Origin of the sequence: Vagococcus penaei (genome assembly GCF_001998885.1) — a bacterium.
Taxonomy (GTDB): domain Bacteria; phylum Bacillota; class Bacilli; order Lactobacillales; family Vagococcaceae; genus Vagococcus; species Vagococcus penaei.
Genome location: NZ_CP019609.1, coordinates 1200210 through 1216405 on the forward strand (window position 1 = coordinate 1200210; position 16196 = coordinate 1216405).

Annotated in this window: 16 protein-coding genes; 2 read left to right on the plus strand and 14 right to left on the minus strand. The window is 37.1% G+C overall.

Features of this window, described 5'->3' with window-relative positions; translation table 11 throughout:
* Nucleotides 1-2 precede the first annotated feature (2 nt).
* The 12 genes from cutD to BW732_RS05610 form a co-directional block, all read right to left on the minus strand.
* Nucleotides 3-953: a choline TMA-lyase-activating enzyme gene (cutD, locus tag BW732_RS05555; protein WP_077275850.1), complete on the minus strand. Its 951-nt coding sequence runs from the start codon at nt 951-953 to the stop codon at nt 3-5.
* 26 nt (nt 954-979) lie between these two features.
* Nucleotides 980-3523, minus strand: coding sequence for a choline trimethylamine-lyase (gene cutC / locus BW732_RS05560; RefSeq protein WP_077275851.1), 2544 nt, complete (start codon nt 3521-3523; stop codon nt 980-982).
* Nucleotides 3524-3550: 27 nt separating this feature from the next.
* Entirely contained in the window at nt 3551-4996 is a 1446-nt protein-coding gene (locus BW732_RS05565; RefSeq protein ID WP_077275852.1) for an aldehyde dehydrogenase family protein, read from the minus strand.
* Entirely contained in the window at nt 4997-5317 is a 321-nt protein-coding gene (locus tag BW732_RS05570; RefSeq protein ID WP_077275853.1) for a BMC domain-containing protein, read from the minus strand. It lies immediately after the preceding gene.
* 24 nt (nt 5318-5341) lie between these two features.
* Nucleotides 5342-5638, minus strand: a complete 297-nt coding sequence (locus BW732_RS05575) for a BMC domain-containing protein (protein WP_077275854.1) — start codon at nt 5636-5638, stop codon at nt 5342-5344.
* A gap of 13 nt (nt 5639-5651) precedes the next feature.
* On the minus strand, nt 5652-5936 hold the full coding sequence (locus BW732_RS05580; protein WP_077275855.1) for a helix-turn-helix domain-containing protein: 285 nt from the start codon (nt 5934-5936) through the stop codon (nt 5652-5654).
* Nucleotides 5937-5939: 3 nt separating this feature from the next.
* Nucleotides 5940-6959, minus strand: a complete 1020-nt coding sequence (locus BW732_RS05585; protein WP_077275856.1) for a DMT family transporter — start codon at nt 6957-6959, stop codon at nt 5940-5942.
* 12 nt (nt 6960-6971) lie between these two features.
* Nucleotides 6972-7250 (minus strand): BMC domain-containing protein, encoded by a 279-nt coding sequence (locus tag BW732_RS05590; protein ID WP_077275857.1) that lies wholly within the window; start codon nt 7248-7250, stop codon nt 6972-6974.
* 463 nt (nt 7251-7713) lie between these two features.
* The gene (locus BW732_RS05595) at nt 7714-8589 is read right to left on the minus strand and encodes a MerR family transcriptional regulator (protein ID WP_228414912.1); all 876 of its coding nucleotides are present in this window, start codon (nt 8587-8589) and stop codon (nt 7714-7716) included.
* A 103-nt stretch (nt 8590-8692) separates the two neighbouring features.
* A complete protein-coding gene (locus BW732_RS05600; RefSeq protein ID WP_077275859.1) occupies nt 8693-9175 on the minus strand; it encodes a YbaK/EbsC family protein in 483 nt (160 codons plus the stop codon).
* A gap of 26 nt (nt 9176-9201) precedes the next feature.
* Nucleotides 9202-9687: a YbaK/EbsC family protein gene (locus BW732_RS05605; protein WP_179946113.1), complete on the minus strand. Its 486-nt coding sequence runs from the start codon at nt 9685-9687 to the stop codon at nt 9202-9204.
* A gap of 126 nt (nt 9688-9813) precedes the next feature.
* Nucleotides 9814-10788, minus strand: coding sequence for a tRNA dihydrouridine synthase (locus tag BW732_RS05610; protein ID WP_077275861.1), 975 nt, complete (start codon nt 10786-10788; stop codon nt 9814-9816).
* 427 nt (nt 10789-11215) lie between these two features.
* Here BW732_RS05610 and BW732_RS05615 point away from each other — a divergent pair, with 427 nt between their 5' ends.
* Both BW732_RS05615 and BW732_RS05620 read left to right on the plus strand, forming a co-directional pair.
* Complete coding sequence (locus BW732_RS05615; RefSeq protein WP_077275862.1) at nt 11216-12595, plus strand: FAD-dependent oxidoreductase; 1380 nt, start codon at nt 11216-11218, stop codon at nt 12593-12595.
* A gap of 149 nt (nt 12596-12744) precedes the next feature.
* Nucleotides 12745-13290: an NADPH-dependent FMN reductase gene (locus tag BW732_RS05620; RefSeq protein ID WP_077275863.1), complete on the plus strand. Its 546-nt coding sequence runs from the start codon at nt 12745-12747 to the stop codon at nt 13288-13290.
* 87 nt (nt 13291-13377) lie between these two features.
* On the opposite strand, the gene BW732_RS05625 is transcribed toward BW732_RS05620, so the two are convergent.
* Both BW732_RS05625 and BW732_RS05630 read right to left on the minus strand, forming a co-directional pair.
* Nucleotides 13378-13917, minus strand: coding sequence for a GNAT family N-acetyltransferase (locus BW732_RS05625; RefSeq protein ID WP_077275864.1), 540 nt, complete (start codon nt 13915-13917; stop codon nt 13378-13380).
* 74 nt (nt 13918-13991) lie between these two features.
* Nucleotides 13992-16190 carry an alpha-galactosidase gene (locus BW732_RS05630; protein ID WP_077275865.1) on the minus strand — a complete coding sequence of 733 codons (2199 nt, stop codon included), beginning with the start codon at nt 16188-16190 and terminating at the stop codon, nt 13992-13994.
* Between the last annotated feature and the right edge of the window lie 6 nt (nt 16191-16196).

The window sequence follows — 16196 nt, forward strand, 5'->3', positions numbered from 1 at the left end:
TCCTAATGTCTAACGACTTGGACAGGAAAATCATAAGCTTTAATCCAACCTTCAATTTGATCTAATTCATCACGACTAAGACTAGGATCGCCATCAACCGGATAATCTAATCCTAATTGCCCGTACTTATTTACACCTAATTTATGATACGGTAATAAATCAATTCCCTGAAAATTCGGTAAATCTTTATAAGGTAATAAAAACTCAATAATAGCTTTAATTTCCGTTTCACTTGAATTGATTCCTTTAAGCATCGGCATCCGTACATGAACATTATGTCCTAATCGCAACAACTCTTTTAAGTTGGCTAGAATCCGTTCATTACTGACACCAGTTAATTCATTATGGCGAACTGGATCCATGTGTTTTAAATCAAATAAAAACCAGTCAACATACTCTGCTATTTTAAAAAGTCGGTCCATACGTGTATAACCACACGTTTCAATTGCTGTATTAACCCCATCTTCTTTGCAGGCTTTTAACAATGCCAACGCTGCTTCAGGCTGAGCTGTACACTCACCACCACTTAACGTTACACCACCACCTGACATTTCATAAAAAGCATCATCTTCATGAATAATCTCCATCAATTCTGAAATGGTTCTTATTTCACCTGAAATATTCAACGCTGTCATCGGACAAACGTCCACACATTTACGACAACCGTTACAAATTTTTTCACGGTCCACTTGGTGCTCGCCATTATCATCCATATAGTGGATGCCTAGTGGACAAACGTCCACACAGGCACCACAATCGGAACATAAACTTTGTTTATACATCACTTGATATTTATGTGAAATTCCTTCTGGGTTTGAACACCACTGACAACGTAGCGGGCATCCTTTTAAAAATACAAGCGTCCGTATGCCAGGACCATCATGTACATTATATTTTTGCACATTAAAAACCATTGCTTGGCGTTCAACACTACTATTTGATTGACTTGTCATTTGTGCTCATCTCCTAAAAAATCATTTTACAGTTGCTCAAGCATTGTTCGACTAATAATTTCATCTTGAACGTCTTTACATAACTCAACAAAGAATGCACTATAACCAGCAACCCGAACAATTAAATCACGGTATTGCTCAGGATTCTTTTGAGCCGCAATCAACGTATCGTTATCTAAATAGTTAAATTGCATTTCACCGTTACCCAAATGGCAAGATGTACGTAGTAACGTAATTAAACTTTCTTCACCTTGCGGTGTATCTAATAATCCTGACATAATCTTAAAGTTATGAACCATACCAATATTCATGCTATCATTTGACATTTTAGAAACCGATTTAATAATCGCTGTTGGTCCTTTAAAGTCAGCACCTTGTGTTGGGCTGATTCCGTCAGATAACGGTGTCCATGCACGACGACCATTAGCAGTTGCTCCAGTTAATTGACCAAATGGTGTGTTGTTTGAAATTGATAATGTTCCATGACTTAATACTGAATATAATGTGCGATATTTACGATGTTCTGCTTCAGTAAAGTTAACTAAATCTGCAGCAATTAAATCAGCATAATCGTCATCATTTCCATATTTCGGTGCATTTAAGCAGTCAATTCGAATCTGTTCATAGCCTTCAAAGTCAGCTTTTAATGCTTCATTTAATTCTGCTAATGTATATTTTTTATCATCAAAGACTAATTTTTTGATTGCTGCCATTGAATCAGCATAAGTTGCTAAACCAGACCAGATGACACCAGGTCCAAAGTTATACATTGCACCACCAGCTGAAACGTCACGACCTTTTTCCATACAACCTTCGTACATTACTGACATCAACGGTTTCGGTGCTAAATCACGGTGAATTCTTTGTGAAATAACAGTCGCAACACTTGTCCATTTAGTAATGTATTTAATTTGTTCTTTAACAGCTTCTTCAAATTGTTCATAGGTCTTGAAGCTAGACAAGTCACCTGTATTTGGACAAACTTGTTTTCCATAAGATAATGGAACACCTTGATTTAAAACAAGTTCAATACAGATTGGCCATTGAGTATAACCCGTGGATGTCCATTGATATAGACGACCTGATTTTTGTGGTTCCACACAGCCCATTAAACAATAGTCACGTGCATCTTCAATTGATACACCTTTAGCTAACATCATCTTGATGTGTGTATCATCAAAGTGACAAGCTGGGAATCCCATACCGGCACGAACCACATCGACAATTTTTTTCAAATATTCACGTGGTGATTTATTATGAATTCGACAAGCTAATGATGGTTGATAAATTTTCACATGACGAACAGCATCCATTAATAAATACGTTAAGTCATTCGTTGCATCACGTCCATCACGTGTTACCCCACCAACGCACATGTTGACAAATGGCTGATAACCCGCAAAGAATTTTGAACCACCCTCACTAGTAATCCACATCATCTCTGACATCTTAATCAGCATACAACCCGCTAATTCAAATGCTTCAAATTGATTTAAGCGACCCGCTTTCATGTCTGCTTCGTAATATGGATACATGTATTGATCGACACGTCCAATTGACATTCCAGTTTGATTTTCTTCTACTACTAATAGTGATTCAATTGTCCAAACAGCTTGAATTGCTTCCCAGAATGTTTCTGGTTTATGTTTCGGTACACGTGCATTGATTTCAGAAATTTTTTCTAATTCTGCTTTGCGCTTTGGATTGGTTTCTTTACGTGCTAATTCGGCAGCATAATCAGATAAACGTTGCGCATAAATCATGACACCTTCTGTTGTATCAATAATTGATTTGTAGAAATAAATTTTTTCAATATCTTCTGGGTTTTCATAATCTAACGTTTTTAAATGCTCTTTTGCTTCATTTTGAATATCAAGCATCCCTTTTTTCATTAGGATAACGTCATAACCCGGGTTAGAGTCACCACCACCATTGATTTGGTGATATGAACAGTCAGAAACAAATGATTCACCAGATAACTCCCAAACACCAGCTTCACGATACTGGTCTTCACAGTACTCATCTACTGATTTACCTTCCCAGTAAGGGAATAATTCTTCACGCATGATCCGTTTATCTTCATCTGAAATATAAAATGGGTCTTGTGAGCGACTATCAATCGTATCAATTTCATCAACCATCCAACGCCAAGCAATATCTGGAGAGAAAGCACCCGCACGTGGCGCACCATTTGGAGCACCAACGATTAATTCATTGTCTTGAATAACTAGTGGAGCTGTCTCACAGCAATATTTAAAACATTTTGCTCGTAAAACGCTTTTTGGCATACCAGGATTTTCTTTAGCAATTTTCGTAATCGCACGAGCCCGGTGAGTCGTAATTGACGGGACATGTGTCAAGTAAATATCTTTCAAAGCTTTTAAACGTGGCGTAATCCCATCAGGAATGTCCACTGGATCACTACTTGTTTTAACGCTGATTGTGCCTTTTTCTTCGCCTTCAATTTCTTTGGTTACTGAGCTAAACATTTTCATTAATGTTGCTCTTTCTTCAGGACTTAACTCCTTTGTTGCTTCTGCTAACTTATCTGAAAACTCTCTTAAATCCATTTAACTCCCTCACTTTATCTTCTCGTTTTATTTTGCTAATTCTTTTAACATTTTAATTAGACCATCGATTGTTGGTTCTTGGGGTATAGTTGTTGAAGCTGATTTTGTTGTCACATTTGGTGCTGCTTTCTCATAACCAATTTGACGGATATACGTCAACTCTTTTGGTGTGATATTTTTAGCTGTCACCCCGTGACCGATAGTCAAGCCACCTAAAATGACGGTCATATTTAAGTTTGAACCCAATCCCATACTGGCAAATGTCGCTGGAGCATTAACTAAAACGCGAGCAACCGGTTTCTTAAGAGCAAACTCTTCGATGACATCCTCATTTTTTGAGTGAATAACCAGGCTATGGCCATTGCGCTTTTCTTTTAGTAATTCCAAGCACTTTTCACAAGCTCTGAGCCAATCGGGTTCTAAATAGAATACTAAAATCGGAAATTTTAATTCATCAGTATAAGGATTTTCGGTTAGGATATAATTTTGCTCTGATACTAAAAGCTTTGTTGTTGCTGGGACAGTCATACCTGCGCGAAAAGCCAAATTTACTGCTGATTGACCAACAACTTCTGAACAACCTTCTGTGCCATAAGGCTTCATCAGTTCTAACAACTTAACCTCATCTTCTTGAGTCATGAAGTAAGCGCCCTGCCTAATTAATTCTTCTTTAACTTGTTGAGCAATCAGGGCTTCAGTAATCAAATATTGCTCAGCTCCTGCTAAAATCCCGTTATCAAAAGAACGACTAGTCACGATTTGCTGGCAAGCTTGCTGTATGTTCGCTGTTTTTTCAATAAACACCGGTGTTGATCCTGTACCGCCATAAAATATTGGTTTACTGTTTTTAAGGGGTGTGTCAGTATAATTTAAATTTCCAATATTGATCACAGCAGCTGTTTGAGGATGATCTAATAATGTTAAAACACCTTCGTCGGATAAGTGCGACACACAACTTACACTACCTCTAGGTAAGCCGTTTTCTTCTACCAGTCTTTCCAAATAACTTAAAATATCTTGCGTAGCCGATAAAGCCCGTTTATGTGGAACGACAACACACGCATTCCCTGTTTTTAGACAGGTTAAAATTGAAAATATAGCGTTTACAATCGTATTCTCAGCTGGTAATAAGATAACTGTTATACCTAGTGGGACACCAATTTCTAATACCTTGCCATCTGTGCCATATGTTAAAATACCAACATACGTTTCTGGTAAATAATCTTCTGAAAAGCTTGTCAATACACGGTTTAACAATGTACTTTCATCTATTAGATTGCCATACTTTGATTCTTGTACTGCTTTCTCTAAAAAAGTTGGCCCTATTTTTGTTAGTTCCTGAATAGCAACTCCGGTCACACGATCTAATAGTGACTGAGGATATTCTAGTAACATCGTTTGAGCCACACTGGCTTGTTCAATTAAAATTCTAGCTTCTTGAATGGATTGTAAATCCTTGTCGATAAACGACATCTATATCACTTCCTCCTCGTTTGGCAACAAGACATCTAATGAATAGCGACCCACAACTTTGCTTAAATCTTCATGTGGACTAGCAATCACAACTGAGCTATACACTTCAGCACCCATCGCTTCAACAGCTTTCACACCTGCGTCAACAGCTGCCTGACAAGCAGCGACATCGCCACGTACAATAACTGAAATATAACCCGATGCAACATTTTCATAACCCAAAACTTCAACATCTGCAGATTTACACATAGCATCTGCGGCTTCTAGTACAAAGACTAATCCAAAGGTTTCGATTGCTCCAATTGCTTCGTATCTTTCCATGACTTTTCTCTCCTCATTCCTCTTTTATAAGTCAATATCGTGAACAGATACAATATTTCCAACAGCAGCGATAGGTCGCGGCATAACATTGAATGCTGTTACTTTTCCAATTTTTTCTGCAGCTAAAACACCAGCTTCTACTGACGATTTTACGGCTGCAACGTCGCCTTTAATCATAATTGTTACTAATGTCGAACCGACATTTTCATAAGATATTAATTCCACATTAGCAGCTTTTAACATCTCATCAGCTGCTTTGAGTGCAGGTACTAATCCTAATGTTTCAACAAGACCTAACGCTTCATTTCCATGATATCTCATCTCTTAACCTCCATTACGCCATTCTGAATTTTGATGGCACATATTTTTCAACTGCTACTTGACCATCTTCTGTAATTTCATATGTTAAAACTAAATTATCTGCTTGATCAACTTCATACTTTAATAAAGAAACGTAACCATTTGCCTCTAAAGCCATTAAATGGTCTAAATATAATGGATATGTAAATTGAGCCTCTGAACCATAATCAGGACGTAAGTAATCCATCACTTCATTAACACTTGCACAATCTACTTGGCTCATATAATTCAATACTGCCATACGACTTGGTAATAACATGGTTTACTCTCCTTTCTTCAGTAAATCAAGTGGATTCATGGTTACAATAATTGCACCACATACAATTACAATTGAGCCAATTACAATTGTTGCAGTCAACGTTTGACCTAAGAATAAAACACTAAATAGAACGCCCCAGAAAGCATAAGTAACATTCAGTGACATACCAATCGCACAACCAACCATTGAATTTGCTTTATACCAACTAACAAATGAAACTGCTGCACTTAAACCTGATAAAGCCAACCAAATTAATGGATTAACAGCTGAAATTGTTTCTGTGAATAATGGAAACTGTTTAAATAAAACAATAATAATTAATAATGTCACAACACCTGAAATAAGTTCACGTAAATTTACAGCAACGTCAGTATCAATCATTGCGCCACCAAAGCTTGAAAATACACCTTCTAGTCCCCAGCCAACAGCAGCAATCAAGGCACAAATAATCCCTAACGTGAAGTTTGGTGCGCCTTCTGGTTTCACAAAATTAATGACAATCGCGCCCATCACACACAATACCATTCCGAATACTACGCGTTTAGTTGGTTTTTGTTTTAGAAAAATCCAAGCAAACAAGGCACCAAACAGACTACAGGTTGCCGAAATTGGAATCGCATAGGCCCCAGCTAAAGCTAACCCAATTAAATAAGCCCCATTGGCGATTGGTCCACCTAGTAAAAATCCAATAACTAACATCTGACCTGGCTTGGTTTGCAGTGTTCGTCCTAATTCTTTTAGACGACCCTTCTTCCAGTTATAGGCCAACAACCAGATACCAGCAAATAAATCGTTAAATCCTGAACATATAAATGGAGCTGATAAAATTCCAATCGCGCTAACTAAGGGATTGTATCCACTCGCAACAACCACTAACGTTGAATAAATTCCATAAGTTAAACCAGACATCAGTCCATTGGTAATACCAACCGCTTTGAACTTTTTGGTTACCGCTTTCATTTTAGAGTCGGCTGAACTTAAAGGTACTGATTGATTTGATACAACTGATTTTTGACTATCCATAATGATGCTCCTTTACTTAGCTTTTGGCAAAATTGTTTCCACTTCGCTATGTGGTCTTGGAATAACGTGAACTGATAATAATTCTCCTACGCGTTCTGCAGCAGCAGCACCAGCATCCGTTGCTGCTTTAACGGCTCCAACATCTCCACGTACCATTACTGTGACTAGTCCGCCACCAATCATTTCTTTTCCAACTAAAGTAACATTTGCAGCTTTGACCATAGCATCTGCGGCTTCAACTGAACCAATTAAACCTCTTGTTTCTACCATTCCAAGTGCATCGTATTTCATCATTTTTTCCTCCTAAAAATTATTATTCAGTTTTTTATCAATTGATAGTTCAACTACAAATAAATCATAATCCCTTACCTTAAAGTCAAGGTCAACTAATTTTTGAAAAATTGTTATTAATATCACAACTAAAAAAATCATTATCATTTAGCACTTGATAATGATTCTCAATTTTTTATTTAAAGTCAAACTATATTAACTTTAGTCGAATTCTTCACAAATCAATTTACAGTAGTTATTAATTAATACCACTTACTGTTATAGTACAGATAAGTGTTTAGTTTATTTTTACATAATCAAATACCATTTAAATGTTTATTAGATTACTAAGTTAATCCTATTTTAGCAATTAAAGCTTGCTATTCATGGTTTTTATTGTAAAATACCAACCTTCACCTTATGGGAAGGGTTAGTTAAAACCTCCAAACTGTTCTATAACAAAAAAAGTATTAGATCCTAAGATCTAATACTTTTTTTCCAGATTATTTGCTTTAATTGGTATTAAAATTTCTGTGACAAAATCATTCGTCTCTTGTGTTGCCCAGTAGTCAATAACATAGCGTTCATATGATTCTTCACCACGTTCATAGCCACACTGATCCATCCATGCCAGTATTTTACTGTAAGTTTGATGTAACGTACAATGAGGACCAACATGATAAGCACTAGCTACCATGTATCCACCAAATTCCCAACGTGGAATTTCAAAGCTTGTCGTTCCGATTGGTTCTTGCATAATACTTACATGTTTTACGCAATCATCAAGTTTATCTTGATATGAAGGAAACCTTAAATAGACGGCACCAGTGATACAGGCGTCATGACTTTCCAAATAATTGACCCAAGGCACATTGATTACCGACTTTTTATAATCATAGGAAAACTCTTGATCTTGATAATAAAAACTTTTTCTATCAAGGTATTTAATACTAACGTGTTCGATTTTATTTTCAGATACCATGGACCCTTCACGAATCAGTTTTAGCCAATCTTGCACAGCAATATGACAATTTCTAATACGGCGCTCTTCTTCAGCTAATTCATCAAGTTTGGTAACGAAATTTTTTTCGTGATAAAAACACGTCCCTTTTTCTCCGACACCTGTCATTTCCTGTAATTTAAAACCCATTTGCTTATAGTATTTAATAATCGGAATTAACATCATTGTGTCATGGTTATAATATCGGTAACCGGTTTCAGGACAAACTCTGTCGGGCTTAATGATACCTAGTTCTTCATAGAAACGTAGCGCTTTTCTTGAAACGCCACAAAACTTAGCAACTTGACCAATTGTAAACAAACTCTCTTTACATGCGCTCACAGGACTTTTTTCCATCATAATCCCTCCACGACACACCCAAGTTCATTATGATGCTAAAATAGGCATTTTGTCAATGCTTTCACAATTATTTCACTTAACAAATCAGACCACTTAATTTATTCTAAACATTAATATAGAGTGGCGCATAGTCCAAATGAGTCAAAACACGTTGGAACTCTTTAAAAGGCATGATTACAGTTTTTATATTAACATTCGGATGAAAACCAACCGTATTATTTTGGTCAATTGTCCGATCGATAACTACTGTAATTTTTTTGTCATAATCATTAGGCAGAGCGAGCGGCGTCACTGTTCCCGCAGGAACATTTAAAGCTTGTAACAGTGAGTCTTCAGAAAGAAATGATAAACGTTTTTCATTTAAGATAGCAGCAAGGTGCTTTAAATCGGCTTGTTTTTCATCTGGCAAAATGACTAAGTAAATTCGTTGTCCCTTTTTTGATTTTAAAACTAAATTTTTCACTTGAGGACCCGGCAACTCAAAAGGCACATCTATAACAGATGTAATTGCCGGATGCTCCACTGTCTGATAAGTCACATCTAGTTTAGTCAATAAATCGTACGCTTCTCGTTCCGTTGCGACCATATTATACCTACTTCCTTTCCTAAATGTTATAAACGAATATAAATCGGTTCATAATCGAGATAGTCTAAAATACGCAATAGTTCTTTAAATGGCATAATCAATGTAGCCGTGTTTACGTTAGGGTGAAAACCTACAGTATCTTCTTGGTCAATATCGCGGTCAATTACAACAGTCAATTGATGATTAGTGTCATTAGGTAAAGCAAGTGGGGTGACCGTTCCTGCTGGTACATTTAATAATTCTAGCAATGCATCCTCAGCTAAAAAAGATAGTCGTTTTTCATCTAAAAGTGTTGCCAATTTTTTTAAGTCAGCCTGTTTTTCACGTGGAAGAATAACTAAATAGATATTTTTCCCTTTTTTAGCTTTTAAAACTAAATTTTTCACTAGAGGGCTATTAAATTCATACGGCATTTCTTTGACTGATGTAATCGGTGGATGCTCAAAGGCTTTAAATTCAATCTCTAACTTGTTAATTAAATCATAGGCTTCTTGTTCTGTAGCTACCATTATTTAACGCTCCTTTTAAAATAGTTAATTGTCTTTATCATAATATATGGCTAACAAAAAAACTAGCCAAAAACTGGCTAGTTTGTCTAATTATCACTTACAAAATTGAAACTTTTTACTATTATAAATTTAAACAGTTGGTTTCTCAGCAAAAAAATCCGCTAAAATCTGTCGTGCTTCGTCAGTTGACTTAGTCATCATTAATTTAACACGTAAATCACTCGCACCAGGGAAACCCTTAACATAAATTTTGAAGAAACGATGTAAACCAACAATCGACCGCGGTACTTGTTCAGCATACTTATCTTGTAAATCAAGTTGTAAACGTAATAATCCCAGTAATTCTTGCGACGAATGCTCGCGTGGATTTTTTTCAAAAGCATAAGGGTTTTTAAAAATCCCACGTCCAATCATGATACCATCAACACCATACTGTTCGGCTAATTTTAAGCCTGTCGTACGATCAGGTATATCACCATTAATCGTGAGTAATGTCTGAGGAGCAAGTTGATCCCTTAAAGCCACAACTTCAGGAATTAATTCCCAATGAGCATCGACTTTACTCATTTCTTCACGCGTTCTTAGATGAATCGACAAATTGGCAATATCTTGTGCAAAGACATGAGTTAACCAATCCGTCATTTCCGCAAGATCGTAAAATCCAAGTCGTGTTTTCACACTGACTGGTAATCCCCCAGCTTTTGCCGCTTGAATCAGTTCAGCTGCCACTTCTGGGCGTAAGATTAGACCACTACCTTTACCACGATTGGCCACATTTGGTACTGGACAGCCCATATTGATATCAATTCCTTTGAAGCCCATTTCCGCTAAACCGATACTCATCTGACGGAAAAACTCCGGATTGTCGCCCCAAATATGCGCGACCATTGGCTGTTCATCTTCCGTAAAGACTAATCGTCCTCGAACACTTTCAATTCCTTCTGGATGGCAGTAACTATCAGAATTAGTAAATTCAGTAAAAAAAACATCTGGTGCACCTGCTTCTTTGACTACATGACGAAAGACAACATCAGTCACATCTTCCATGGGTGCTAAAATAAAAAAGGGCTTGGGTAGATCAGCCCAAAAATTAGTGGTTGTCATTATATTTTCTCCAATCTATTGAACGATTAAACAGTCGTAAAATGTCTAATCAATTATACTAATAATTTTCTCAAGAAGCAAAATATGATGATTCATCCAACGCTTGCTCACTAATTGATGGATTTAACTCACTATAAAAAGTGACTATAATAACTTTTTTCTTAACTATTATCGGTTACTTTAATGACTATAATGTTTTTTATACATTTAAAACCTTTATTATAGAGGTTTTAAATGTATAAGTGGATTATCTTTAAAACTTTTCATATACTGAAAACTCTTAATAATTTACATACATCACAAATGAAATGCACAAGTTAAGGAAATATAGCACATAATATTTGCGGTTTTAAAAAACTGATGTTATACTAAAGCTAGTTTAGAATTATTCTAAACTACTTACAATTAATCAGAGGAGGCTTTATTAATGAAAAAAACAAAAGTTATCATTGTCGGTGCATCACATGGTGGTCATCAATCAATTTTAGAATTACTGTCACGATACGGGGAAAACGTTGATATTACATTATTTGAAGCTGGCGATTTTGTGTCATTTATGTCTTGTGGGATGGAATTGTACTTGGAAGACCAAGTGACAGATGTCACAGATGTACGCAACTTTAGACCAGAAAATTTCCCACAATCAAATGTATCTATTATGAATAATCATGAAGTGACAGCCATTCACCCAGCTGTTAAAAAAGTGACTGTGAAACGTACCGTAGATAACACAACAGAAGAGTACTCTTACGATAAACTTATTTTGAGCTCTGGCGTTACACCAAACTCTTTACCAGTTCCAGGAACTGATCTAGAAAACGTTTATTTAATGCGTGGTTACGACTGGGCAACAAAAATTAAAGATAAATTAAATGACCCTGCAGTAAAAAATATTGCCGTAGTCGGAACTGGTTACATCGGAATTGAAGCAGCTGAAGTCAGCCGTAAAGCTGGAAAAAATGTGACAATTCTGGATGTCATTGATCGTCCTTTAGGTACTTACCTAGATGCTGAATTAACAGATATTCTAGAAGCACATCTAAAAGAAAATGGTATCAATGTGATGACGAGTGCAACTATTACTGAATTTGTTGGGACTGATAAAGTCGAAGGGATTAAAACAAGTACCGATTTAGTACCTGCTGACTTAGTTATTCAAGCAGCTGGGGTCAAAGCTAATACTGAATGGTTACAAGGCGTAGTCGACCTAGATGAACGTGGTTGGATTAAGACAAATGAATACCTACAAACAAATCTACCAGATGTTTATGCTATTGGGGATGCAACGTTAGCTTATTCTATCCCTGCACAATCTCACATGCCAATTGCTTTAGCAACTGTCGCACGTCGCGAAGCTCGTTACGTCGTTCAACACTTATTTGAAGAAATCCCTTCACGTCCATTCGCTGGTGTCGTTGGTTCTTCAGCTTTAAGTGTCTTTGATTATCATTTTGCTGCAAGTGGCTTAAATAGTACAACTGCTGAAAAAGCTGGTGTGACTGTTAGTACATCTTATTATGAAGATACGCTACGACCAAAATATGTCCCTGAAAAATTTGGTAATACGACAGTCTTTACTCAATTAATTTTTGATCCAATCACACACCAAGTATTAGGTGGCGCGGTATTATCTAAACACGATATAACTGCTCAAGGTAACGTCTTAGCTTTAGCAATCCAACATAAATTAACCTTGGAAGATTTATCAGAAGCTGACTTCTTCTTCCAACCTGGTTTTGACCGTCAATGGAGCTTACTAAATTTAGCGGCTCAACATGCATTAGGCGAAGAACCATTCGTTGAATAATAACTAATAAAAAGTCTCACATATCCCCTTAATCGGATACTTGTGGGGCTTTTTTATATGTTGGTTGATTCATTACTTAAGTTATGCGTTGCTCCTTTTTATTAAAGGTGCTATTATTATAAAAAACGTTCCAGAAAGAGGTTTTTAATATGAAAAACTATGGTGTCATTGTCGGTTCACTTCGCAAAAATTCATTCTCACAAGCTGTTGCCAATGCCATTGTTGCTGGACTACCAACTAATGCAACAGTCACGTTTATTGATATCAGTGATCTGCCGCTCTACAACCAAGATTATGACGTACAATCACCTGCTGCTTACACTCGTTTTAGACAAGAAGTTGCTCAACAAGATGCCATCATTTTTGTTACACCTGAACACAACCGTAGTATTCCAGCTGCCTTAAAAAATGCACTAGATGTTGGGACTCGACCATGGGGGCAAAATGTTTGGGCAGGAAAACCTGCTTTAGTCGCTTCACAATCCGTTTCAGGTATGGCTGGTGTCTTGGCCAATCATGTATTACGGCAGTCACTTGTTTATTTAGATATGCCAACCATGCAACAACCAGAAGTTTATATTGGACATTCACAAAAGCTATTTAATGAGCAACTTGATTTAACCAATGAATCCACTAAAGAATTTTTACAGGGCGTTGGTGCACAGTTTGCAACTTTCGCGAATCGATTTGCATAATTGTCTGTAATCAATCTATTTAATTTAAAAAAAGTGCTAACTAGCGAGTAAATTATCGTTAGTTAGCACTTTTTATCATATTTTTCATTATTTTCTATTTGGACTACTCTGATATAATACATGTTCTTTCAATCCTGATTCTTCAGACACTTTCGGGTGTTTGAAGTAACCAACTTTTTTCATACCAATCCGCTTCATGACTGCTTCAGACGGCTGATTCACTATTGCAGTGAACGCATAAATTGTTGGTAAGTTTAGCACACCAAAGCCATAATTCATTAAGGCCTCAGCACCTTCTGCCGCATAACCTTGACCCCAATAGTCTGGTAGTAAGCGCCAGCCAATTTCAACGGCTAATTCTTGCTTATCAATCACGTCTGTTGTCAATAAGCCCATTACACCAATAAAATCACCGGTCTCTTTCAAACAAACGGCATAATTAGAAAAGCCATAGCGTTCATAGTGAGCAAGACTTTTTTCATAATAAGCTTTAGTCTCTACTTCTGTGAATGGAGCTGGAAAATAGCGCATCACACGTGAATTACTATTTAAACGCATTAAATCTGGTAAGTCGATTACTGTTAAAGGTCTAAAAATTAAGCGCTCTGATATAAATAAATCGTCCATAGTCTCACCCTTCTATTGGCATTGTTTAAGGTATTATGCGTTTAGTGTACCATATCTAGTACTAAAAGTTATGCTCAATCAATTGCTTTAAAATGATACCGCCATGATACGAAGTCCTCTTGACGACTGACTTGATAAAAACCTAAAGACATCAATTCATCGCCACCTACAATCTCATTCGTGGCTAAATTTTGATACTCCCTCTTTGGATCAAGTCCCGCTAATTTAATTAATGAAATTGTTGGTTGCGCACTACTCAGCACTTGGAAAGTAAAGACTAGACATTCTGAACGGTCAGGCGTAACAAACTCCCAAGCACACGTATTACCGTCAAAAGGGCTTGCCAAACGAATAAAGTCACCAAATTGGACTAACCGGCGGATGGTTTTATAGGTCGCTACTTGTTGTTTGACTGATAATTTCTCTGATTCCGTTAATGTAGTTAAATCTAATTCATAACCAAAAACCGAACTCATTGCGACATTTCCTCGCATCTCAAGCGACGTCGTTCGACCTGTTTGATGATTCGGGACTGCCGATACGTGTGACGTAAACGTTGCTGGCGGATAAATATATGATGTGCCGTATTGAATTTTCAAGCGATCAACAGCATCGGTATTATCGCTAGTCCAAGATTGAGGCATATAATACGCTAGACCAGTATCTAAGCGTCCGCCACCACCGGAACACCCTTCAAATAAAATATTTGGATATTCTGTGGTTAGCCTTTCTAATAAGGCATACAGACCTAATGTGTAACGATGCGCCACCTCACCTTGACGCTCTTTCGGTAGCGCATATGAAAAAACATCTGATAAGTGACGGTTCATATCCCACTTAAGATAATCAATAAAACCTTCATCCAATAAGGATTTTAATTGTTGATACACGTTTTCTTGCACCTCATCCCTACTAAGGTCTAAGACGTATTGACTCCGACTTGGTGAAGGCTCACGGTTAGGCAAGGCCAGTACATAATCAGGATGTGTCTGATATAACTTAGAGGCAAATGAAATCATCTCGGGTTCTACCCACAAGCCAAACTGTAAACCTTTTTCATGGACATAATCAGCAAATGCTTTTAAACCATTAGGAAATTTTCGAGCATTGACTTGCCAATCGCCTAAAGATGTTGTATCGTCATCCCGTTGTCCAAACCAGCCATCATCTAACACAAACATTTCAATTCCGAGGGCGGCTGCTTCATCCACAATTGGACGCAAGATTGATTCAGTAAAATCAAAATAAGTTGCTTCCCAATTATTTACCAAAATTGGACGCTCTCGATATTGGTGTACTCCTCTGACAATTCGCTCACGAATAAACTGGTGAAACGTTCGACTCATGCCATTCAATCCTTGATTAGAAAAAGTCATCACGGCTTCTGGGCTTTGGAATGTCTCACTTGGTGATAACAGCCAATTAAAGTTCTCATCATTAATTCCTATTGTTATACGGAGTTGATTGACCTGCCCACGCTCGATGTCTATTGCAAAATTACCCGAATACACTAAATTAAAACCGTAAACTTCTCCTTGATTTTCAGTAGTTTGTGGAGTCGCTAACATAATAGAATTAGTCATATGATGACTAGTTGTCCCTCTCCGACTAGCTAGCCGTTTACAGCCATACGCTATGGATTCACATTGAAGTTGTCGCTCATTAACATGCGCTCCATGAAACGATAACAGCTCATAGTCGGCCGAGGGTAAATCAAGTTGGAGGGAAGCTACTTTATGTAACTCAATAGCCGATTGACCATGATTTAACACTTTAACTGAGCGTGTGACAACATCACGATCACGATAAATCGTATAAAATAATTGAACAACTAGTTGACTAACCGAGTCTTCCAGTGTCAATATCAATGTCTGCGCTTCAGTCTCATCTAGAACATAAGCTTGCGGTAAACCCACTAATTTAGGTTTACCATTCATGATGTCATACTTTGAAAATGTCAAATGAGTTAGACGACTACCATCAGCGTGGTAACCAATGAATGCGGGCGTCCGATAATCACCATCACCACTAAAACTATAATCACGGGGGAGTGTATCTGGTGAATAGCCTCTTTCAAGGCATCCTGGTAAGTTTCCCGAAAATCCTCGATCAATTCGAGGGTATTTTCTTTGTCCATGATACTCACGAATTGCCTGTCCAAAATAGACCTGTGCAACTAAACCATAGTCTTCAATTTCTAATAAGTAGCTAATCCGGCCATTAGTTAAATGAAAGTATGTTTGTTCTTGATTTACTAATATTAATTTTTCCATTGTCAT